This window comes from Vibrio sp. nBUS_14 (assembly GCF_051201655.1).
In the GTDB taxonomy this organism is placed as follows: domain Bacteria; phylum Pseudomonadota; class Gammaproteobacteria; order Enterobacterales; family Vibrionaceae; genus Vibrio.
On sequence record NZ_CP179207.1, the window covers coordinates 431,216 to 454,434 of the forward strand.

The 23,219-nt window shown below is 44.1% G+C and carries 17 protein-coding genes and 4 pseudogenes; 9 read left to right on the top strand and 12 right to left on the bottom strand.

What is annotated here, in order from left to right; genetic code table 11:
* Nucleotides 1–29 precede the first annotated feature (29 nt).
* Together ACMAZD_RS19535 and ACMAZD_RS19540 are read right to left on the bottom strand one after the other, a co-directional pair.
* Nucleotides 30–1,070, bottom strand: coding sequence for an acyltransferase (locus ACMAZD_RS19535; protein WP_435250245.1), 1,041 nt, complete (start codon nucleotides 1,068–1,070; stop codon nucleotides 30–32).
* A 122-nt stretch (nucleotides 1,071–1,192) separates the two neighbouring features.
* Nucleotides 1,193–2,149 (bottom strand): AEC family transporter, encoded by a 957-nt coding sequence (locus ACMAZD_RS19540; protein WP_435250246.1) that lies wholly within the window; start codon nucleotides 2,147–2,149, stop codon nucleotides 1,193–1,195.
* 223 nt (nucleotides 2,150–2,372) lie between these two features.
* On the opposite strand from ACMAZD_RS19540, the gene ACMAZD_RS19545 reads away from it, so the two are divergent.
* On the top strand, nucleotides 2,373–2,966 hold the full coding sequence (locus tag ACMAZD_RS19545; RefSeq protein ID WP_435250247.1) for a TetR/AcrR family transcriptional regulator: 594 nt from the start codon (nucleotides 2,373–2,375) through the stop codon (nucleotides 2,964–2,966).
* 199 nt (nucleotides 2,967–3,165) lie between these two features.
* Nucleotides 3,166–4,014: an alpha/beta hydrolase gene (locus ACMAZD_RS19550; RefSeq protein ID WP_435250248.1), complete on the top strand. Its 849-nt coding sequence runs from the start codon at nucleotides 3,166–3,168 to the stop codon at nucleotides 4,012–4,014.
* 112 nt (nucleotides 4,015–4,126) lie between these two features.
* Here the strand turns inward: ACMAZD_RS19550 and ACMAZD_RS19555 are convergent.
* The 4 genes and pseudogenes from ACMAZD_RS19555 to ACMAZD_RS19570 form a co-directional block, all read right to left on the bottom strand.
* Nucleotides 4,127–5,950: pseudogene (locus ACMAZD_RS19555) on the bottom strand (glycosyl hydrolase family 18 protein); the annotation flags it as partial.
* 166 nt (nucleotides 5,951–6,116) lie between these two features.
* Nucleotides 6,117–7,310 (bottom strand): IS91 family transposase, encoded by a 1,194-nt coding sequence (locus tag ACMAZD_RS19560; protein WP_435250153.1) that lies wholly within the window; start codon nucleotides 7,308–7,310, stop codon nucleotides 6,117–6,119.
* 92 nt (nucleotides 7,311–7,402) lie between these two features.
* Nucleotides 7,403–8,113: pseudogene (locus tag ACMAZD_RS19565) on the bottom strand (chitinase N-terminal domain-containing protein); the annotation flags it as partial.
* Nucleotides 8,114–8,499: 386 nt separating this feature from the next.
* Nucleotides 8,500–8,964, bottom strand: a complete 465-nt coding sequence (locus tag ACMAZD_RS19570) for a DUF2850 domain-containing protein (protein WP_435250249.1) — start codon at nucleotides 8,962–8,964, stop codon at nucleotides 8,500–8,502.
* Nucleotides 8,965–9,272: 308 nt separating this feature from the next.
* Between ACMAZD_RS19570 and ACMAZD_RS19575 the strand changes: the two genes are divergently transcribed.
* Nucleotides 9,273–9,554 (top strand): pyrimidine/purine nucleoside phosphorylase, encoded by a 282-nt coding sequence (locus ACMAZD_RS19575; protein ID WP_435250250.1) that lies wholly within the window; start codon nucleotides 9,273–9,275, stop codon nucleotides 9,552–9,554.
* 183 nt (nucleotides 9,555–9,737) lie between these two features.
* On the opposite strand, the gene ACMAZD_RS19580 is transcribed toward ACMAZD_RS19575, so the two are convergent.
* Nucleotides 9,738–10,604 (bottom strand): pirin family protein, encoded by an 867-nt coding sequence (locus tag ACMAZD_RS19580; RefSeq protein ID WP_435250251.1) that lies wholly within the window; start codon nucleotides 10,602–10,604, stop codon nucleotides 9,738–9,740.
* Between the two features lie 158 nt (nucleotides 10,605–10,762).
* Between ACMAZD_RS19580 and ACMAZD_RS19585 the strand changes: the two genes are divergently transcribed.
* Nucleotides 10,763–11,044, top strand: coding sequence for a hypothetical protein (locus ACMAZD_RS19585; protein ID WP_435250252.1), 282 nt, complete (start codon nucleotides 10,763–10,765; stop codon nucleotides 11,042–11,044).
* A gap of 43 nt (nucleotides 11,045–11,087) precedes the next feature.
* Here the strand turns inward: ACMAZD_RS19585 and ACMAZD_RS19590 are convergent, their stop codons facing one another.
* Together ACMAZD_RS19590 and ACMAZD_RS19595 are read right to left on the bottom strand one after the other, a co-directional pair.
* The gene (locus ACMAZD_RS19590) at nucleotides 11,088–12,269 is read right to left on the bottom strand and encodes a GGDEF domain-containing protein (RefSeq protein ID WP_435250561.1); all 1,182 of its coding nucleotides are present in this window, start codon (nucleotides 12,267–12,269) and stop codon (nucleotides 11,088–11,090) included.
* A 373-nt stretch (nucleotides 12,270–12,642) separates the two neighbouring features.
* Complete coding sequence (locus ACMAZD_RS19595; protein ID WP_435250253.1) at nucleotides 12,643–13,746, bottom strand: ISAs1 family transposase; 1,104 nt, start codon at nucleotides 13,744–13,746, stop codon at nucleotides 12,643–12,645.
* Between the two features lie 619 nt (nucleotides 13,747–14,365).
* On the opposite strand from ACMAZD_RS19595, the pseudogene pulA reads away from it, so the two are divergent.
* Nucleotides 14,366–18,004: pseudogene (gene pulA, locus ACMAZD_RS19600) on the top strand (pullulanase-type alpha-1,6-glucosidase).
* Nucleotides 18,005–18,609: 605 nt separating this feature from the next.
* Nucleotides 18,610–19,713 carry an ISAs1 family transposase gene (locus tag ACMAZD_RS19605; RefSeq protein ID WP_435247125.1) on the top strand — a complete coding sequence of 368 codons (1,104 nt, stop codon included), beginning with the start codon at nucleotides 18,610–18,612 and terminating at the stop codon, nucleotides 19,711–19,713.
* Nucleotides 19,714–19,747: 34 nt separating this feature from the next.
* Here the strand turns inward: ACMAZD_RS19605 and ACMAZD_RS19610 are convergent, their stop codons facing one another.
* On the bottom strand, nucleotides 19,748–20,044 hold the full coding sequence (locus ACMAZD_RS19610) for a hypothetical protein (RefSeq protein ID WP_435250254.1): 297 nt from the start codon (nucleotides 20,042–20,044) through the stop codon (nucleotides 19,748–19,750).
* A gap of 44 nt (nucleotides 20,045–20,088) precedes the next feature.
* Nucleotides 20,089–20,334 (bottom strand): annotated as a pseudogene (locus ACMAZD_RS19615) (alpha-amylase); the annotation flags it as partial.
* A 158-nt stretch (nucleotides 20,335–20,492) separates the two neighbouring features.
* Here ACMAZD_RS19615 and ACMAZD_RS19620 point away from each other — a divergent pair.
* Entirely contained in the window at nucleotides 20,493–20,882 is a 390-nt protein-coding gene (locus ACMAZD_RS19620; RefSeq protein WP_435250255.1) for a DUF1294 domain-containing protein, read from the top strand.
* A 55-nt stretch (nucleotides 20,883–20,937) separates the two neighbouring features.
* Here the strand turns inward: ACMAZD_RS19620 and ACMAZD_RS19625 are convergent, their stop codons facing one another.
* Nucleotides 20,938–21,522, bottom strand: coding sequence for a LysE family translocator (locus ACMAZD_RS19625; protein ID WP_435250256.1), 585 nt, complete (start codon nucleotides 21,520–21,522; stop codon nucleotides 20,938–20,940).
* A gap of 141 nt (nucleotides 21,523–21,663) precedes the next feature.
* On the opposite strand from ACMAZD_RS19625, the gene ACMAZD_RS19630 reads away from it, so the two are divergent.
* Complete coding sequence (locus ACMAZD_RS19630; protein ID WP_435250257.1) at nucleotides 21,664–22,104, top strand: Lrp/AsnC family transcriptional regulator; 441 nt, start codon at nucleotides 21,664–21,666, stop codon at nucleotides 22,102–22,104.
* 26 nt (nucleotides 22,105–22,130) lie between these two features.
* Entirely contained in the window at nucleotides 22,131–23,060 is a 930-nt protein-coding gene (locus ACMAZD_RS19635; RefSeq protein ID WP_435250258.1) for a LysR family transcriptional regulator, read from the top strand.
* Nucleotides 23,061–23,219 lie beyond the last annotated feature (159 nt).

The following is a 23,219-nucleotide window of genomic DNA, read 5'->3' on the forward strand; positions in this document are numbered from 1 at the left end:
GATTTAGCGGATAGTTTTAGGCACAAACACTAACGCAGTAGCACACGTCGCAATGGTGTTTTTTCGATCCCAACAACCAACCCGAAGCTCAATAATAAGGTACCAAAAAATACTGTAACATCTTTTGCCAATTCCGTAATGCCCAAGACTCCGCAAATATTGAACAGCACGATAATGATCAGCAGATGGCAAACGTAGATACCTAGCATGTGCTTCGAAATAGCGCGAACCCACGCGTAATCACCGATGTTTGGATTAGCCAGAAGCCACATAAACACGCCCATTCCCCATAACGCTGTACCAAACAAGAAATCATTCATGTTGAACGCGATGTCGAACGTGGTTAGCCATGCTGCCTCAGCAAAGTGAATGAACATGCCTAAAGCTATTAATCCCAATGCCTTGGCTGAAGATAGTTTCCATTGATGCTGACGAATGAGGAAACCTAAGGTCACCATTAACGTGCTAAAGAATGGACCGTTACGTGTGAAGAAAGGGGCACTAAGGTTGGTTAAGCTTGTGTAGCTGCCCGCCAATACCCCATAAACGTAAAGCAGAATAGCCGCTGGCAAGAGTAGCTTCTCGAGTTTCATCTCGACCATTAAGGCGATGATCACAACCGCACACATCAAAGCGGGAATGAACCATAAGTGAACCAGTCCACCCTCTAAGAAAGAGTTGAGCGGGGTATTCATTAGGAAGCCCCAGTAACCCTGGCGTTCACCTAAGTAACCCAATTCTTCAACCTTAGCTAGATTAAATGGCATGGCTAGGCAAATGACGCTCCAAACTAACCAAACTTTGAGTAGTGGTTTGGAGTAGTTGATGAAGGTTGTCCAAGGCGATGCGGTGAGCTTAGGTTGGATCAGATAGCCGGAAATAAGGAAGAACAGAGGCACGGCGAAGCGAGCGGTTTGGTTGAGCACATAACCAATCCATGGCACTTCATCGATTTGCCAATAAGTAAGTGCCATCTGGCCGTGTAAGCCAATGATCGCCAAGATAGCAATCACTCGACCTAACTCGATACTGGCGATGCGTTGTGAAGGCGTATGTTGAACGGAAGACATATCAGATCTCTAAGAAAATTTTCGTAGAATCTAGCAGCCTTTTTGTTGAGCCAGTTAGCGCTAAATCAAGGGTTGCGATCTTTGTACTAAGGCACGTATAGATTCTTTGAAGCCTGTCGCAGCTATAGTAACCCCATTGCAGTAAGCGCAAAGATGCCAAGCGTACAAGTGATAAGTGAAACAACGGTGGTTAGCGCGATAATATTAGCGGCCAATGTGGAATTTCCGCCCATCGCACGCGCCATAACATAGCTCGCTGCTGCGGTTGGGGCGGCGCTCATCAAGAAAATAAGACCAAGATCTAACCCTCTAAAGCCGAAGAATAGAGCAGCCAGAGTGATGAATAGCGGAGCCAAAACAAGTTTGTATCCCGTAGAGAACCAAGTTGGGCCTTTATCTTTTTTCAGAGAGCGTATATCAAGCGATCCTCCAGTACATAGTAGGGCTAACGGTAACGTCATATTGGCAAAATACTGCCCTGCATCTGTCACCATTTTAGGTACTGGAATGGATAATAAGTAGAACAAGACACCCATAGCGATCGAGATAATAAGAGGGTTTTTGGTGAGTGTTTTAACAATCACCTGAATGGCTTTGTCACCCGACTCTTGACCTTTCGGCGTGAGCGCAATAACCGCCTGAATATTATAGAGAACCGTTAGCGATGCGACATAAAGAGCGGCAAGTGCGACACCGTCGTTACCGTATATATTAGTAACGCAAGCGAGACCTATAATGGCAGTGTTGGCACGAAAGCCACCTTGTACTATGACGCCTTGGTCTTGAGGTTTCTTAAAGGCTATTTTGGTGCTTACTGTGGTGAATACGAAGAAGGCAAGGTTGGCGACTAAGCCAAAAATGACGAGCTTTCCACTTGCGGCAAAGTCGTGGTTAGACTGAACAATACTCAAAAACAGCATTGCAGGCAGGGTGACTTGAAATACCACCTTAGAAGCAATATCAATGAAATGGTCATTGATTAAGCCAATTCGCTTGAGCATGACACCAAGAAACAGCATTAAACAGATCGGGCCTGTTACCGACGCCGAAAACGTAAACTGTTCCCAAAGTGTGTTCATTCTCTTTCCCTAGTTACTAAACTCAATAATTACCAAATTCAAATGTTACTCAACGCGATCACTGGTTAATTCAATAATCGGTTAACTCAAATTCCTTTGAATACTGCCGCATTTTTCCACAATTCTTGGATAAGAGAAATCAAATCCCAGTGGTTAAGCAAAAAACTTGAAAAAAAGTACGAACGTGCTAAAAATAAATCATCAGATTTATCATTGGTGAATAATGAGCAAAGGGAAGATAACCAAAGAGTATATTTTGAGCCATGCATTTGCACTTGCGAGCGAAAATGGCCTTGAGAGTTTAACGATTGGCGAATTAGCCAAGCAGTGTGGTATGTCTAAGAGTGGTTTGTTCGCGCATTTCAACTCTAAAGAGAACCTGCAACTCTCTGTGCTCAAATATTCCAACGCCATATTCACTGAAAGAGTCATCATTCCGGCGAGAGAGTTGGGCGACGGTGATATTGAAGCCAAGCTTAAACAACTGCTCGATAACTGGTTGGGTTGGAATCATTCATTCCAAGGCAGCTGTATGTTTATTGATGCTTGGAAAGATGCAGGCAGCGAAACGTCTGTGATTCAGAAGGCACTACAGAAAACCATTTCAGTGTGGATTGATTACTTGACGATTCAGGTAGCAAAAGCGGTTGATAGCAAACAGTTCAGGGCCGATTTAGATCCAAAACAGGCAACCTTTGAGTTATATGGCCTTTATTTGAGTGCGAACTTGTTCTACTCGTTGCGAGGTCAACAAGCGAGCCACACCCACTTTTGGAGTGGTGTACAGCGCTTAATCGCTAGCTGGAAAGTCGCTTAATTCGTTTTAAGCGGAGCATTGCTTAGGTAAGTTAAGCGAGGTAACAGTGACAAATAATTTTAAGAGAAATGGCGCAAAGCTACGATTAACTTTTATAAGTAGCAGCAACGCCATTTTTTACATTAACAAATAGCACGGTCGTTCGATTCTTAGGGCCGAGCTCAATCCGCCAATTATGATGGCGATACAAGGAACTGTCATGAGTGAAAAAATCTATTTTAATACATCGAACAAGTTCAGCTTAAAGCGTAGCTTAATTGGCGCTACGACAAATCTGCATTACATCCTAGCACCGAGTCACGCAAAGAAAACAGCACGTAAACTGCTGCTCACTCCGATGCGTACCGAGCAAAAAAACGCCGATCCACAAGGGCTCATCAAGAGTGAAATCAAAGGTCGTGATGGCGTCTTAAAAACGTATTCTTTGGGTACCGGTCCAGTTTGGGTGCTTATCCACGGTTGGTCAGGCACCGCGAGTCAGTTTTTTCCTTTAATGGAACACATCGCCGCGAAAGGTTTTACGGCCTTGGCTTACGATCATCCTGCTCATGGTGGCAGCGATGGCGTGCATGGTCATATCCCTGCGTTTGTGAACGGCTTAGAGGCGATTCTAGATTCGGTTGGTGAAGTAGCAGGTTTAGTCGGTCACAGTATGGGTACGGCTTCTGCGTTGGAATGTAAGCACGTTAAATTAGAAAACAAACCTTTGTTGCTAATTGCTCCAGTGTTGGATTATTTAGAAAATCTATTTGGCAGCGTGGCTCGTTCTGGTTACTCAATGAAGTTGTTTGAGGCGGTGGTGGGTGAAGTGGAAGAGCAGTTTAACTACCCAATTCAGTCTGTTGATCCCTATGGAAAGCTAGCGCTTCGTGAGTCTCAGACGATCATCGTTCATGATGAGCAAGATAAGTTTACTAAGTTTGATGTATCTCAGCGTGCGGCTAATGAAATGGGTCGCGTTACCTTGATTGCGACTCAAGGCCAAGGCCATGGGCGAGTAATGAAGTGCCCACAAGTATTCGAGAGCTTTGATAACTTGATAGGCTAAGTCTAACTAGCGTAAGTCAGCGGTACGCCAGTTAAGAAAACAAATAATAAAAAGGCCAACCAGAGGTTATCTGGTTGGCCTTTACTTTTAGGTGTTTAGCTAAACCCTATTTTTAGTTAGCACAGCTTGCTGGACCGATCTCTTTCCACACGCCCCATTGGCCTGTCGTTGTTGGATCTTCACCGGTTGTCCACCATTTCGCTTCCCAAACCTTACCGCCTTGTGTCACTTGGTCGCCGCCAGTGTAGACCGCATTTGAATCCCAAGCGTTAGTACATGTGCCACCGCCTGTGGTTTTCTTGAGGACTTTTACTGATGCAGCCGCGACTGATGTATCGGTACCATCGCTCACTGTCACAGAGAAGTTCATTACCGTGTCTTGCGTGTATTCCGCCGCGGCAAAGTTTACTGAAGCGCCTTGTACTGTTGCGTTAATACCTGCTGGTACATCCCATGTGAAGCTTAGAGTGTCTTGGTCTGCATCACTAGAAGCCGAAGCGTCAACCACTACTACATCACCGGCATTCACTTCAGAAGGAGCGGTAACTACTGCTACTGGAGCGGTATTAACTGGACTTGTGTCTTTAGGGTTTACCGTGACAACAACTGTGTCTGTTGACGTTGCGCCTTCGTTGTCTGTTACGGTTAGGCTGAATGTTAGAGTCTCTTGTTGTGCGACTTCCACAACATCGAAGCTTGCGACAGCTGCATTAGCATTAGCCAGTGTTACGGCTGGACCGCTAACTTGTGACCAAGCGTAGCTAGCGATTGTGCCGTCGCTGTCTTTTGAAGCACTGCCATCTAGAGAAATAGAAGCTGGACCTTCAAAGGATTGGTCAGCACCTGCAGCTGCCGTTGGTTTACGGTTTACAGGGTCTGTAGTGCCAACTGCTAGACCTTCATGCATTGCATTTAGGATATCGCCGTTATCTGCATCAATTTCCCAAGAGAATAGACCTGCAAGACCAAGGCTACGAACGTACGCGCCTTTTGCTTTCACTGAGCGGTCATCATCAAATGTAATCAACTTGCCTGAAGTGCGGTTCCAAACGTAAGGCGCTTCTGCCACCTCGTCGTAGCCATATTCAAAGCCATTGATGCCTTGGTTGTTTGCGCCAAGCATGTTCGCTTTAATGCCTTTGTAATCGATAACGCCATCTTCCCATACACCTTGAGCAGAGCTGCCGGTCAGTTTGCCATTACCCACGCCTGTCATTGGATCGCTTGGATCTGAAAGTGATGATGGTAATACGCCTTCCCAACCACGACCATACATCGCTGTACCAACCACAAGTTTGTTCGCTGGAACACCTTGCTCAAGCAACAATTGGATGCCGTTTTCTGTGGTATAAGCAGGACCAGTGTACTGTTCGCCATTTTCATCAAGGCCTGTGCCATCACATTGACCAGGACGCATGAAGTTACCGCAGTTTAGTGCTGTTTGGTGACCTAACACGTTGTTCCAACCGCCGTAGAAGTCGTAAGTCATTGCGAAGATGTAATCCATGTATTGGATAGCATCTCCGTAGTTCACGTCTTCGATCTTATCGTGACCAACACCGATCGCAGATGTTAGCTCGTAAGTACGGCCGTTTTCAGCTTCTAGTTCATCTAACATAACGCGCAGCTCTGCCATCAATGCAATGTAAGCAGGGCCGTCATTTACAGGGTCACCAAGATCGGGAGCAGCACCGCCTCCACCTGGGAATTCCCAATCGATATCAACGCCGTCGTAGAACTTCCATGTGTTGAGGAATTTCTTAACCGATGCAACGAACGTGTCGCGGTTCGCTTTTGTAGTGAAATCGAAGAACGGGTCAGACAGTGTCCAACCACCAATTGATGGGATGATTTTCAAGTCTGGATTGCGCTGTTTTAGCGCCATCATCATTGCGTAATTCCCCTTAATAGGTGAGCTGTATTCGTGACCAGCTTGAAGGTAAGGAATCTCAATGTTTCCTGACCTGAACAATCGCGGCATAACTCACGTCAGAATGAGTCCCGGACAGACCTAACTTCTGCTCTACAATCTAAACACGGATGTTTGTTGAACACTTTCATGCTGTTTTCGCTATTTCAGATACACCCATCCTGTGAAACGCCTAAATTGACCTGATTTGGGCTTGAACCAGAGCATGGTGGACCAGCTCTGACAGCGGCTCCCCAGCCCTAAAGCGAAGAAACGTTAAACGGTGCCCACAAAGAATGCACTCAAACGGATCAACCTTCACATACCCTTTCAGCATAGCTGCGTAACCGGGCATTTCAGGTGCGTCTTTAGGTGCGACACCCAAGGCACCGTAGACCTTAGGGAGCATCTCACCACGACGTCGGTTTGATAGAAAACCGAAGTATCGAATCATTTTGAAGTGCTTATCTGGAATATGCTCAATCATGCGTTCTATCAGAGCTTCTGGACTCAAAATGAGGGATTCCGTTCGACCATTCCTATGGTTGAGGTAATCAAACGTCACCAAGCCTCCCTGGAAGTTATGTCGTAAACGCGACGCCGATATCGGTGGCCGTTTTAGGTATCGACCCAGGTAAGTCATGGTTGGCGTCACGTTGGCTGTTTTCTTTGCAAAGTGCAGCTTCCATCGACGGCAATATTGGCTGGTTAAAAATCGGGACCAATCTTGCTCATTACGAATGAAAGGGCAGTCCTCTCCACTCAAGTCTAACTCTGAGTAATTGGAGCTGAGAAGTTGAGTGATGGCACCGCGCCAACACTTCTCAGTGGTCTTAGCTTTAAAGAAAATCGGCTTCCATAGACCAGTATTCTTACATAAACCCCCACGGGTGACAGACAAATGGATGTGCACATTCCAATTCAGCTTTCTGCCGTAGGTATGAAGTGCACAGAACACGCCAATATCGATATCGAGTTGCTTTGCCCATCCTAAGAAGATTTTGGCTGCGCAGCTAAAGAGATGATTGAGAAGAAAACGATTATCCCGAAAGATGGGCCACAACGTGTGTGGTAGCGTCAACGTAACGTGTTGATACTCACACTCAGGAAAGACATGTTGTTGCTTTCGTATCCACCGCTCTGTGGCTTTTATGCCACAACTGCTGCAAAAGCGAGATTTACACGTCTGGTGAATGTATTTGTGATGGGTGCAGTCAGCATGAGTGCATCGATACTCTTTAGAGCCAAAAGCAGCGGTACTGCAAGCGAGCATCTTGGTGACGTTTTCAATGACGACGGTTCGGAGGGTTTCTCGGTACTTATTGAGGTAGTTCAGCCAAGTATCGTTGGCATTGAAGAGTTGTTTGATGGGCTTATTCGGATGCATGACCTATAGGATAAACGATCCATGTAAAGCACCCTAGTCGGTTGAGTCTCTTTGTTTTCGGCCGTAGGCCGCTCAGGCGACACCGTCGCCGGTTCAGGGAAACTCTTCTGGAAAGCTGCCCAAGGGTCATGAATCACTACTTCGTAATCGTTAACGCCCTGACACGCTGTCATGAGTGCGTTGTAGCTGTTACCGCCTACTGATTCATTAGGACCACAAATTGGGATGAAGCCGTAAAGGATATGGGTCAAGTTATCAGCGGGTAGGTTATCGACTGTGTAATCACGGCCATAGATGCCCCACTCAACAAAGTAAGTACCTACTACCGTGTTTGGATCTGTGTTGTATGACTTGTTGTTCGGGTCCACATTCATCGCAAGTGGCGCTAAGTGTGAGCCATCGGTATCTGCGATTGTGATCTGAGCGGGTGCACTCTTGGCACAGCCTGTTTCGTCACACGCTTCGATTTCCATCTGAAATAAGCCGCCTTGGCCGTATTCGAATGAAGCTGTCGTTTGGCTGCCAGTTATAGGGCCTGTGGCCACTTTAACGCCATCAAAGTAGATGTTGTAAGTGTTTCCTGACGTTCCGCTCCATTGGTTGAATTTAACGTCGACCTTTGCTTTGTCGTGATATTTAACCATTTGGTTATAGCCAGAAGTCGTTTCCATCGCGAGTTCAATTTTAGAAAATTGTAGGTTGTTGGAACCGTACATGTCGATGCTAGGTGCTGTTGGTGCAGCTAATGCTGTACCTGATAGCGCTAGAGCAATGCTTGCCGCACAGGTATTAATACGAATCATACTATTTCTCTCATTCCTTGAAGGTTACGAGAACCAAATGGCCCCATAAACGGCTCCAATCAGTTTTGAAGGAGCTTCCTTGTCAGTATTCGAGAGAGTTTTAATTTCATAACTGAAAATAAATCCGTTTTCGATGGACAGCTAAAAAATTGTATCTTGTTACAATTCTGTTGCTTAATGAATGAGAGGCGGAGTCCATGTTTTATAAAATAAACAGTCTTCAGAATGAAAATCTTATAAGTGAAATTACGCGACATGAAGTTATGAAAAGGTGCGACAAGCGATAAGAAAATATCGTCATTTTAAGGAGAATCACAGAGTTGGATGTATGGAGTTGGGGCAGGTTGTACGTGAAAGACAGTGCTTGTTTTAAAAAATGAAGGGGTTTATCGTTTGAATTGTTCCGCTAATGAAGTGCGTCGTTGCTGCATAACACTGTGGGTATCACCCGCAGCTGTGTCTTCATAGCCCTCTTTAATGAACTGTTGTGAAGGGACGCTTGGAACGAGTCGCTTTAAACGAGGGGAATCGTAGGTACCACTTATCGTATAAACCGTTGCCCCCGAGCCTGTATTGATCGTGACAACTTTGCCATCAAAATCAAATGAAGTACTGATGAAGCGATGGTTCATCATCACGCCATTGTCTGAAAGGGTCAGGATGTCAGTTTTGTAAGGTGGAGCGCCAATCTCTATCCATGTGCCGTGGACATTACTTGGGCTGACGGATTGTTGGTGAGTTTGATAGGCCAAATACCCTGCAGTGAGAGCAATGATAGCGGCAACCAATAGAAAAAGGTAACGTAGCGAGTTGGCAAATATATCTGCTATTTTAGTGCGCTTTTTCGCCATTTTTCGTCATTTCCTTACTTATACTGCCTTGAATACTATAAATTAAAACCTTAGTTTGCAAAGATAGTTGCGAGAGTTAGAAGCAGGATTGAATGTTCTAGATAAATGGGTTGCTTTGGCTAATTTTAAGTTTTTCTGATGGCATTCGTTCAATCAATGCATCTCTATTGTAGAAAAGACTCAAGCTATGCGTATTTATTTCTTGTAGGAATGTCGTGAATTGGTTAAAACAATTACCATGTGAATTTACGCATAGGCTGATTCATTGAAGCCTAATAATTGCAATTTGAAGATAACAAGGAAGTACAATGATTAAAGAGAATGCATACTTTGATGGTGGCGTTAAGTCGTTAGCGTTTAACCAGTCTGGTGCTGATGTGAGTGTTGGTGTGATGGCTGCTGGCGAATACACATTCGGTACCGCAGCTCCGGAAAAGATGACCGTTGTAAAAGGCGCTCTAATTGTAAAGCGTGTAGGTGATGAAGATTGGACAACATACCAATCTGGCGAGTCTTTTGACGTTGCGGGTGATTCTTCTTTCGACCTACAAGTAAAAGAAGCAACGGCTTACTTGTGTGAGTACTTATAAGAAACTAGGTTTTAGTTTCGATTAATAAGAAAAAACCACGCTCTTGGAGCGTGGTTCAATAAGTGATAGGTAACCCGGCAGTGGATAGTGTCACTTGTTTTTACAATCATCAAATGGACGACCAAAATTCGTTGTTCGTTGCAAAACCTCTTCAATATCAGCTCAAAGCCAAGACATCGTAAATCAGTAAGTCTCAAAAACACCGTTGTTGTAATCCTGAATAGCCTGTTCAATCTCTTCCATCGAGTTCATGACAAACGGACCGTAGTGCACAACCGGTTCATCAATCGGTTGACCAGAAAAAATCAACACACCTGAATCTTCTAGGCTTTCTAAAAATAATAATTCAGCTTTTGTTAACAGGGCCAGTTGACCTTGGTTGATGACTTTGTCGCCGATTTGGATATTACCTCGGTAAACATAAGCCATAGAATTATGTTTAATATCAGTCCCTAACGTCACTTTTTGCCCTGAATTCGCTCGCCAATCCGCAACGCTTAATGGCACACCTGTCGTTTGTAATGGACCTTGTATTTGTATAGCGTCCGTTTTAGTTTGTCTATGCAGTTCAAACCCACCGGAAATCACTCTAAGTAAACCGATTTGTTCGTTTTGATGTTCTGCAATGCTTTCACTTTGGAAGTCATGGTATTGCGCTGGCTGAATTTTGTGTGTTGCAGGCTGGTTTATCCAAATCTGAAAACCGTGCAATGCGCCTTCTTCCATCATCGGCATTTCACTGTGAATCACACCACGACCCGCGGCCATCCACTGTGCGCCACCGCTACGAAGTTCACCGACATTACCCATGTGGTCCTTGTGTTGGAAGTGACCTTTAAGCATGTAAGTGAGCGTTTCTATCCCACGGTGAGGGTGAGGAGGAAAGCCACCAACGTAGTCTTTGCTTTCATCCGATTTAAGTTCGTCGACCATCAAAAATGGAGAGAAACGTGTGTTATTGAAACCAGCGAGTCTCTGGATTTTGACGCCATCACCATCGGAGGTGGCATGTGCTGCAATCACATGACCTACTGCTCTTACATTCGTCATTTTGAAACCCTCATAAACTTGAATAGCTGTAGTTTATGTAATTTAATTTCAAAAGAAGATGGCATAGTGTTGAGTGTCTTATTCGAAAATCTTGAACAGGTAAGAATATGAAATTATGTCTATACTTGAATGTAGAGTAGACCGCCAAGGAGGCCGCTATGGCAGTTCAGCAAAAACATGGCGAAAGGCATGGTCGGATGGGTTTTGATAACGACTTTACAACGGAGCAAAGCCAACGTTTTACCGAGGTTGCGAATAGCGCTGTTAAACGTCGCGTGAAAAAACGTGAGATTGAAGCCCCGTTTCTTCTGTCGGCTAAGCAAGCCGCTTTTAAAACGGTAGTGAGACCTAGAGGCAATAACCCAAACCGAACACGACAAGTCGTATGGATCATTGTGATCGGGTTAGTGAGCCTTTGGCTTATGTATATGGCTGGTTAGTACGCGTAATGGTAAGCGATAGGTGTGCGATATTAATGGTTAGCTAGCGCTGACGCGTTTTTAACAGCGTGATATTGTTTCCTTCCACCTTCGCTTCAAGACAATCTTCAAGTTCTGATGCATCAGATTCTGAGCAGGTGAGGTTCGTCGGTAATTCGGTTGATACTGGGTTGTCGTGATAATAAGCGTATCGGTTTTTCCCTGAGTGTTTCGCCACATACATCGCTTTATCGGCGCATCTTGTTAACTCATGTAATTCTTGTGCATCTTGCGGATACAAAGAAACCCCAACACTGAGCGTTAGCTCTTTGATTCTTTCATTAGTCTGACAGCCGCTTTCAAATAAACCACATATTCTATCGAGAATACCATCGAGGTCTTTTCGAGTTGGGATGTCATACAGCATCAGAACGAACTCGTCCCCAGCAAAGCGTGCGATGGAATAGTCGTATTCATGATTCTTTCGATCTCGGGTTCGAATATTGTTGCTCAAGCGATTGGCAAAATGTTGCAAGACGCTGTCGCCCACATCGTGGCCATAGCTGTCGTTGATACTTTTAAAATCATCGATATCCAGAAACACCAAGGCGGTGAGGGATCGTTTGCTATCCACGGTTGCTAACTTCTCGACCGCCCAGCGCTCAAAGCTCCAACGATTGGCCAAGCCTGTGAGTTGGTCTCGATAGGCCAGATCTTCAATGCCTTCTTTGTAGAGGCGTTGTATATAGCTGACGGCTTTTGTGTAGTAATAGGCCGATGTGTGACACACCAAACTCATGGTAAACAGGCTAAGAATAAACCGGTGTGTACTGTTAAATGGCAAAGAAAAGTTATTGGGCATTGCCGTAATCAAGGTGCTGATAAACAAACAAAATGAGGTGCTAAAGATGATTCCAATTCTGAAGTCATTGATAAAAATCACCGCCGCTAGAATAGGGTAGAGCCAAAGAATTCGATCGGGAATCGCGTGACTGTACAAAAATAGGATGATGCCCTGAACTAACAATATCCCACTCAGAATCAGCTCCGAGTAATCAGGGTTGACGACCTTTCTTACGTAAAATGCATTGGAGATAGCGATAAGCGCAAAGCACAGTTCGAATAGCGACAATGTGTAGTGTTGGCCCTGGAAGTAAGCCCAAGTGTAAAAGATGAATAACGCCGCGGCAGTTAGTGAAAAGGAGTGAACAATTTTTTGCTTGCGGGTGGATCGTATGTCCGCCATTTCTTCTAGGTGTCTGCCGACGAGCCTTTTCATGTGATTTGTGCCAAAGATTTTTATAATGGTATTAATAGTAGATTAAATAATAAGCTACGCAGAGACTTAGATAACTATTTAGTGTGACTGTAATCAATTTTTCATATGAAATAATAATCAAATCATTATAAATAGTGATGTACATCACCGACGGTGCCAGTCGTCTCTATAATGTGGTATTCAAAGATCAGGTTGGTAGAGTCGATTTGATTATTATGTACTTGCTTTCCAATGATTTACTGAACATAGTTTGTAGATACCTAAATTTGATAGAGGCTCATTATGTTAATTACTTTTAGTTGCAAGTCTCATGCTAGCGTAAGGGCACGAATGTACTTTGTTAATTTGATGTAAACAAAACCGAAGCTCTGTAATCTTTGTCCCATACCGCTTTATTCATCTTCCTGGGTACTGACAAGTTCCCTTCGGATTTTCTAAACAAGTTCTGAACAAAACGTCTGCAACAAGCCATATTTAGTGCTGAATCTCCAGCATAAATACATTGTTCATCTTCTTTGAAAATAACGTCCAACGCCCAGTGCTGCTGGTTCTCGATGTGCCAGTGTTTTCTGGTCGCTTGTAAGGCTAACTCTAACAACAAGTGATCTGTGCAAATATAATACGATGTTTCATAACTTCCTTTCCCTTTGACACTTCTATCTCTCACCACTGCAACAACACTTTTAACGACAGACCACTTTTCTCTGAGTGCTTCACTGAAGGCTGCTGGGAGAACGTAAACCTCACGAACCTCTTTTCTGCCATGCCCTTTATCTTCGGTGATGTATGACTCTTGTTTATCTTCAGGCAAAGACCAATAGTCTTGGAATTGTGCATCCACTTCTGCAAGCAAACTGGGCTGATTCAGTTTGACTTGCACTAAGAAATCGCCACCTTTATCAACCACTTTATTCAGAGTTTCAACCTGACAATGCAGGGCATCAGCCGTTAATAGACATCCTTTTATATCTAAAGTATCTAACAGGTTTCTTATCGCTGTTAGCTCCGTCCCTTTGCCTTTACAGGGTTGATGTGTGAGGGTCAAACCTTCATCAACATCGAATGCCGAGACCATATAAAGGGGGTTATCTTGTTTGTTTGCTTTAGCACCTTTTAGTACCTTCCCGTCAACACTGATGATAGGTTGAGCATGCCTCTCTCTATGCAAATTAACCCAGCCCACCATAGCTTCTAAGAGTGTTTCAGGAACAATAGTCCTCATAATTGCTGCAATATTATGACGAGTAGGAAGGCCATTTTCGTAGGGGAAATACTCACGTAACCAGTCGATATTTCCTTCACCAAAATCCTTGATATCCGTCCACTTGTTTTGACCACAAAGCATGGCTGTTATGACAACAAAAGCGACTTCTATAACAGGGTAGACTTGGTTGATGTGCGAACGGGTATCTTTCACTTTTTTTAGCTGTTCAATGATAATCATGCGAGTTTCTCATATTTTTTATTTCATGATCTGATCGTGACTATCAGGAAAAGTTCCAATTGAAAATAAAGTTATTTATTTTCAATAACTAAAGTTCGATCCCGCCCTTACATATTGAAGGCGTTCACCAACAAGTATTCACCATTGAAAATAGCATCGGTAATTTTAATATCGAATTAAAACAGCTCGCATCTTTGGTTTGGGTATTGTCGTTGGCAGAATAACCTATCTATCAATATCAGTTACTTAACAACCATTACTTTCTAATTAACAATTAACTTAATTACCAAGTTAAATTAACAGTCTCTCAATTCGATACCTTCCTCACAGTAATAAGGATGAGCTCTCATCCTTACTATCTACTCCTAGCTTCTACGCCTTAGGTTATTAATATCGAACTATGAGCTGTTGACCCAATTAATTTCACTTAAACCAAATACAAAGTGTGATACTGACATTAGGTTTCCTATTTTTACGTATTAAAAATAACTTTACATATAGCCATCACAAATAGTTGACTATCATTCGGACTAGGATATTCATCTTCATAAAAAGTGAAATATGGATATCAAACGTGAACAATATAAATAAGAACATCACTCTACAACGCACCTTCAACATTACAAAAAAGAGAAACTTCAAACGATCAACGCTAGCCAAAGCGATTCTGTCTCTCTTCACAGCTACCCTTATCGCAGGCTGTGGTAGCGATAACGACAGCGACACGGATGCTGGCAACAGTGGGTTATACAAAGCTGGCGAAAACGAAGTCGTTGTTTACTACAAACGTGATGTAGCAGCTGCAAGCACTTCGGGTTCTACTTACGACGGCTGGGGACTTCACCTATGGAATGGTGAGGGTTGTACTAGCACAGACTTAATCGCAATGGGTCTCAGCGAAACGGGTACCAACTGGGAAGCGCCATATGAATTTGACGGCATCAGCGATACCTACGGTGCCTATTATGTATTGAAAGTCAATCCTGATGCAACTGATCCACACAAATGCATGAATTTCATCTTACATAATGGCGACGAAAAAGGGTTTGGTAGTGCAAATTCTAAAATCGATCTAATCACGCTTGGCGATTCACAAGGCGTGTTTGGTTTTCATGGCAGCAGTGAGTTGTACTACGACACAATTTCAGAACGCCCAGTCAATATCGATGGTCAAAAAGCGCATTGGTTGGACGCAGATACTATCGTTTGGGAAGCAGCTAGTAACGCCGATTCTATGGAATTGTTCTACGCACTAGATAACAGCATCACCATGAACGGCACAGAGATCTTAGGAGGCACAGCCGTTGAGCTAACCAAAGATGGCGAGCTACCCTCTGAATTGAAAGAGCGTTTCCGTCATCTAGCAAGCCTACCTGCTTTATCGATCGATGTTGACGACAACACGCTACGCACCATTTTGAAATCTCAGATAATTCTTGTTGCCTACACTGCCAATGGCGACATTACCTCTTCAACAGAGGTTCAAAAACCTGGCGTGCTTGATGCTGTATTTGCTAGTGAAGATGCTGGTAATGCGATGGCTGAAGAACTAGGCGCGATTGTTGAAGGCAATGCGGCTACCTTCAAGCTTTGGGCACCAACAGCGCAAGATGTTGAACTCGTCCTATACAGCGAAGATCTGCAAAGTTCACAAATCATTCCAATGACGGAAAGTGCTGAAACGGGCATTTGGACGACTGATGCCGTGTCTAATGCAGTCAACAGTTACTATCGTTACCAAGTGAAGGTTTACCACCCAACCACAGGTAACATTGAAACTCGCCTAGTAACCGACCCTTACTCACTCAGTTTGTCGAAGAACTCCGCATACTCTCAAGTCATTGACCTGAATGATTCAACCTTGAAACCAGCGAACTGGGACGACTACGAACGCCCAACCGTAGAGAAAGACGAAGACCATATACTGTATGAATCTCACCTTCGTGACTTTAGCTTCAGCGATAAGGCAGGCACAGCGAACCTAAACGGTAAGTACCTAGCGCTCACAGAAGCAGATCGTGAGTCGGTCAAACACCTACAAGCTCTGCAAGATGCGGGCTTAACGACGCTGCATATCTTACCGGCATTCGATATCACTACCGTTGATGAAGATGAAGCGAACCGTGTCGATATTACTGACACCGTTGGTAAGCTATACGATGTAAAACCTGCCGCCGCCTTGTGTGGAAACGAAGACGAAAACACAATAATCGAAGATGTGCTCGATGGCTATGTTCCTTCTACAGGGGATGCCCAAGCGTTGATGAATGACCTGCGCATGCTGGACAGCTTCAACTGGGGCTACGATCCATTCCACTACACAGTTCCAGAGGGGAGTTACGCGACAGATCCTAACGGTTCGAAGCGTATTCTAGAATTCCGTCAAATGGTGAAAGCCACGCACGACATGGATCTTAAGCTGATCATGGACGTGGTATACAACCATACCAACGCGTCTGGCGTGAACGATAAGTCGGTACTGGATAAGATTGTCCCTGGGTACTACCACCGTCTTAACGTGAACACAGGTGGCGTCGAAAACTCAACCTGTTGTGACAACACCGCGACCGAAAACCTAATGATGGGTAAATTGATGGTCGACTCACTTAAGGTGTGGGCTGACGATTATAAAGTGGATGGTTTCCGTTTTGACCTGATGGGCCACCAACCAAAAGATGTGATGGTAGAAGCTCTTGCTGAAGTACGTAAAATCGACGAAAACACCCTGTTCTACGGTGAAGGTTGGGACTTTGGCGAAGTAGCGTATAACGCACGCTTCGACCAAGCAAACCAAATCAACATGGCAGGCACAGAAATCGGTACCTTCTCGGATCGTTTACGTGATGCAGTACGCGGCGGTAGCCCATTCGATGGCGGTGTCGACTCAGAAGGCAACCACCCACTTCGCTTTAACCAAGGCTTTGGTAACGCAGCGATTGCCAACGAAGAAACGAAGTCCGACCAAGACTCAATCAACGGTCGTTTACACAACCAAGACCTTGTTCGTTTGGGGATGGCAGGTAACCTCGCAGAATACGTGTTGATTGATTACAAAGGCGACACCAAACTGGGTAAAAACGTTGATTACAACGGCGCACCCGCTGGCTACACCAAGATGCCTTCAGAGAACATCTCTTACGTCTCCAAACACGATAACCAAACGCTTTGGGATAACAACGCTTACAAGATCGCTGCAGGTACTAGCTCTGCAGAGCGTGCTCGCATGCAGTCTGTATCGCTCTCTACCGTGATGTTAGGCCAAGGCATACCATTCATCCATATGGGTTCTGAACTACTTCGTTCTAAGTCTATGCAGCGTGATTCTTACGATTCAGGTGACTGGTACAACCGCGTAATGTTTGATGGTACTGACAACAACTGGAATGTTGGCTTACCACGTGAAGATAAAGATGGTGCTAACTGGGATTTGATCAAAACTATCATTGCTGACAGCACGGCTTAACCAGACGCAGACGACATTGGGCTTACTAAGCAGCAATTCCTAGAGCTATTAAAAATCCGTAGCTCAAGCGAACTGTTCCGCTTAGACACAGCAGACGAAGTCATGAAGCGTGTCGATTTCCGAAATGTTGGCGAAGATCAAGTCGAAGGCCTGATTGTAATGTCTATTGATGATGGTGTGTCTGCGGGGGAAAATCTTGACCCTGCCAATGATGCGATTGTGGCAGTTGTAAACTCAACCAATGAATCTCAGTCGTTCAAAATCACCGGAGCTACTGGCTTTACACTTCAAGATGTTCAGAAAAACTCTGAAGATGACATTGTAAAAGGCGCAAGCTTCGCCGCTGAAACCTTCACTGTACCTGCATTAACCACAGCAGTATTTGTACGAGCTCAAGACGGTGCGCAAGGTGTTGGTTTGCCGGTTGATAACTCTGATAAAGATGTATCTAGTATTCCTCCATACGGTCAAACAACGGTTTACGTTCGTGGTGACATGAATGGATGGAACCCTCTTGATACTTGGGCGATGAACTTTGTTAGCAACGGCGTTTACTCTGTAACAGCCACTTTGGAAGTGGGCGACTATGGATTCAAGTTTGCGGATGCTGAGTGGGTATCACCTAACCTTGGTTGTGATTCTGTTGAGCTTGCAGATGGCTCTATCAATCTTGGCACTGATGGTAACTGCCAATTGAGCGTAACAGAAGCCGGCAGTTACACATTCACTTTCAATGCGATTCATGAGTTAGGTGACAATGTAGACAAAGCGGTCGTTTCAGTAACCCATAATTAAGCCTAGAGCTTAGAATTCTAATACAAAAATAGTAAAACCAGCGCAAGCTAGCCTTTTGGGAGACATCAGTCTCCCTTTTTTTGTCCTCAATAGACTCCAACCCAGTGAATCACATCATTCCCTTACCTTCATTAACCAAACCATCAATGTTAAGAGGTAACGAACTTCCTGAATTCTTCGTTCTTCGTTCTTCGTTCTTCGTAGAAAGCATAACGACTTCGTGTGAGCGTCTAATTTAAATGCATGTGAAATTTAGGAAGCGAGCTTAGGTTGGGAAATGAAATGGCGATTCATCAATAGAGTTCGTATTAAGATATTCGAGAAGAGTAAAATAGGCGAGATTTTTTAATTAACAGTGGTAAATAAAAACCATAAATAGCCCAGAACGTCCATTTATATTAGCTTCTGATTACTATGTGTAAGTCAGTGGTCATTTAAACCCGACATTCCGCACCTCATTTAGGAATAAATTGCTTCATATAGCTTACCTAGCAATAAGGGCGGGATCGAACTTTAGTTATTGAAAATAAATAACTTTATTTTCAATTGGAACTTTTCCTGATAGTCACGATCAGATCATGAAATAAAAAATATGAGAAACTCGCATGATTATCATTGAACAGCTAAAAAAAGTGAAAGATACCCGTTCGCACATCAACCAAGTCTACCCTGTTATAGAAGTCGCTTTTGTTGTCATAACAGCCATGCTTTGTGGTCAAAACAAGTGGACGGATATCAAGGATTTTGGTGAAGGAAATATCGACTGGTTACGTGAGTATTTCCCCTACGAAAATGGCCTTCCTACTCGTCATAATATTGCAGCAATTATGAGGACTATTGTTCCTGAAACACTCTTAGAAGCTATGGTGGGCTGGGTTAATTTGCATAGAGAGAGGCATGCTCAACCTATCATCAGTGTTGACGGGAAGGTACTAAAAGGTGCTAAAGCAAACAAACAAGATAACCCCCTTTATATGGTCTCGGCATTCGATGTTGATGAAGGTTTGACCCTCACACATCAACCCTGTAAAGGCAAAGGGACGGAGCTAACAGCGATAAGAAACCTGTTAGATACTTTAGATATAAAAGGATGTCTATTAACGGCTGATGCCCTGCATTGTCAGGTTGAAACTCTGAATAAAGTGGTTGATAAAGGTGGCGATTTCTTAGTGCAAGTCAAACTGAATCAGCCCAGTTTGCTTGCAGAAGTGGATGCACAATTCCAAGACTATTGGTCTTTGCCTGAAGATAAACAAGAGTCATACATCACCGAAGATAAAGGGCATGGCAGAAAAGAGGTTCGTGAGGTTTACGTTCTCCCAGCAGCCTTCAGTGAAGCACTCAGAGAAAAGTGGTCTGTCGTTAAAAGTGTTGTTGCAGTGGTGAGAGATAGAAGTGTCAAAGGGAAAGGAAGTTATGAAACATCGTATTATATTTGCACAGATCACTTGTCGTTAGAGTTAGCCTTACAAGCGACCAGAAAACACTGGCACATCGAGAACCAGCAGCACTGGGCGTTGGACGTTATTTTCAAAGAAGATGAACAATGTATTTATGCTGGAGATTCAGCACTAAATATGGCTTGTTGCAGACGTTTTGTTCAGAACTTGTTTAGAAAATCCGAAGGGAACTTGTCAGTACCCAGGAAGATGAATAAAGCGGTATGGGACAAAGATTACAGAGCTTCGGTTTTGTTTACATCAAATTAACAAAGTACATTCGTGCCCTTTTCAATATGTTCATCTAGCAATTAATTGCCATCCGCTTTTTGAGCTTTTGGATGACATCACTTGGAACCTTCAAGTGAATTCTATCTTTGTTCTGCTGGCTGAAATTTGCGGCAACAATGGTGGGCTCTTTGTGGTCAAAGCGCAGGAATGCGTAAACAGAATCACTCAAGTTGTTGATCTTGTGTAAGTCTCGATATTCACGTGTCATTGAAGAATGCTCAAGCGAAAAGTTCATTACCTGCCGATAGAAGTGACGTAGCTGCTTTTCGTTGTCGTTTAATAATCCACCATCGAATGCACCGTGGTTCATCGACTTTTGGTGTTGTGGGACGCCGATGTAGTCAAAGATTGATGTACGCGAGGGTGATCGTCTGAAATACCAAGGTGTTTGTAATCGTTGATGACGGCGAGATGTGGCACTCCGGTGTACCAAATATGCGTAATGCCGAGTTTGCGAATTTCAGACAGCGCTTTGTCTGTAAACTCATTGAATTTGCCGACGCCATTTTGCTCTATTGTGCCCCAAGGAACATGTTGGGTGTTTTTATTGCCAAATAAACGCGTAAAAACTTGATAGATGGCGTACTTTTGGTTGTACATATTTACCATTCCTTTAACTTCCATCATGTTATGCAGGGATGAAATGGCTTGTTTGTTATTTGGTAGGCTAACTGAATTACAATATGCCTTACTCATCCTTATCAAAATCTATAGGGCGTAATTGCTACAGTATGTGAGCTGTTACCCAAAAGGAGTTGATGTTGTCTTTATCTATTCAAATCGCCATAACCTATCTGGTTCTGGTGGCGGTGTCTGTGTTGTTTTATGAAGGTTCGAAAGCGCTGTTGGTGTGGTATCTGGTTATCGGATTGGTGACGTTTTTTGTGTATGCAAAGGACAAGAGGGCGGCGATCAATGGCAATTGGCGTGTGCCTGAGAAAACTTTGCACATCTTTTCTGTTGCTGGTGGTTGGTTAGGGGCGTTGATTGCTCAAGATAAGCTGCGCCATAAAACGCACAAGCAGCCATTCAGATCTATCTATTGGCTGACAGTGGCAGCTAATGTTGCGGCGTTTGTGTGGACGTTAACCCCGAGCGGGCAGGCGATATTTGGTTGTTGGTTAAGTGAGATTATTGGATATCTTTAACGAGAATGATGGCTAGTACCGTCTACTAACCATCACAAAGTAAGAGACTATTCGATTAGAGCATTGGAATCGTTGATGCTAACAGCAAGCCCGCCATGCCATAGTTGAAGCTTTTGATACGTACTGGTGTTGTTAGCCAGTGTTGAAGTTGCTTGCCTGCCGCCGTCCAGAATGTCACTGATGGTAAGTTGGCTAGCGTGAATATCGCCGCGATGATCGCAAGCTCCCACCATGAACTGCCACTGCTATAAACAGAAATCGCAGTTAGTGCCATTGACCAACCTTTCGGGTTTACCCACTGAAAACTTGCAGCGCCAATGAAGGTCATGGGCTTATAAGCTTCGGTACTTTTGGCTTTGCCGTTCAATGCAATCTTAATTGCTAGGTATACAAGGTAAGTCAGGCTTAGGTACTTCAATATTTGGTGAGAGACTGGGTAAGCGTTGAAAATGCCCATTAAGCCGAAACCAACCAACAACAACATGGCTGCAAACCCCAGAGCTATCCCAAGCATGTGCGGAATAGTACGGGCAAAGCCAACATTGGCACCTGATGTCATGAGCATGATGTTATTTGGACCCGGCGTGAACGTCGAGATAAACGCAAACAAGGCAAGTGCGCTAAGTTGTTCTAAAGGCATAATGGTTCTCCAGCAATAAAATGAACGAAGTGACTGACCGGTCATGACTTTCACGTGTTGAGAAACATAGTAGGTGGAATGTGAGGCAATTATGTGCTTTTATTTCACTTATTATCACTAAATGCACAATAATAAGTACCTATGGATAGATTTGACGAAAGGATATTGCAAGAGCTTAAATTGGACGGCAGAATCTCCAACATTGAGCTTTCAGAACGAATTGGTTTGTCGGCTTCAGCGACCCTAAGGCGAGTACAAGATCTCGAACGTAAAGGGATCATTCAAGGTTACCGCGCGGTTCTGGATAATGGCCTGATGGGGGTCGGCTTTATTGCTTATGTTTCGATTGGTTTATCGAGCCACAGCAAATTGGCTCAGCTAGAATTTGAACAGCATGTCAGCATGGAAAAAGAAGTGGTGGAGTGCCACAACATTACCGGTGCTAACGAATATTTGCTGAGGGTAGAAACCAAAGATCTGCCGGGCTATAAGAAGTTTCATGCCGATGTACTTGGGGAATGTGCTCAGGTTCAATCCATTACGACCATGGTTGTGATGGATACCCCCAAAGATGAACGCTAGTCGAGTTTTATTTCAGGAGAGGCGCAGTGCCCAATACTAATCAGTTGTTATTGTTCTTAGATGTGGTTCAACAAGGGTCGTTTACCAAAGCAGCAACCTTGCATGATATGGACAACTCCTCGCTCTCTAAACAGATCAAAAAACTTGAGCAAGACTTAGGTGTTCAGCTGCTCAACCGCTCTACACGCTCGTTCTCGCTGACGTCAGCAGGGGAAGATATTCTCGCGCAAACCTATGTGTTGAAAGACACCATCAATCAGATCCAAGGTATTGCAGATTCATACCAGTCTGAACCAAAAGGTGTGCTGCGAATTACTTCACCGATCTATTTTGGCCAGCAATATCTGCAACCTATCACCACTCAGTTCATGAGAAAGTACCCGGATGTTCAGATCGTGCTGTCATTGGATGACAAGATCGCCAACATTATCGCAGGGCAGTTTGATATCGCATTTCGCTTCAGTAAGCTCGTTGAATCGAATTTGATTGCCAAGAAGATTACCGACAGTAACTTTATGTTGGTCGCCTCGAACGACTTTGTGAAGCAGCATGGTGAACCTAAAACGCCACAAGATTTGCTCGCGTTACCCGCTGTGATTTATACCAATGGTGATATGACGGTCGATCATCTGAGAATCAGTGAAGAGCCGTATGGCAACACTTTCCAGAGCCTAACGATTCGTGGCAATTATAAGGTGAGTGATGTTCGCACCATGGTGTCTTGCGTAAAAGATGGCTTAGGCTATGGCTTCCTTGACCAATCAAACCTGTATGCCTCAATGAAAGAACTTGGCTTGGTTACTTTGCTTCCGGATTACCCGATTTCTACAATCGATACTGCTATCTACGCTGTCTATCCGCACCGTAAGCAGACCAAACTGGTCAAAGAGTTCATTACTACGGTTCAAGACTACATAGGCTCTCCGACCATTTGGGAGAAGATGCAGCAAGGTTAACGGTTTCTCTTCCATATCAAATCAAAAAAGAAGCTAGAACGTCACACGTATCAGTTTCTGGTGAGCGGTTGAGCCTAACTTGATGAAAGACAAGCTCGAGATAGCATCATTATTGAAGCAAAATCACGTGATTTTTGGGTTGCGTACGGATTAGTCTTT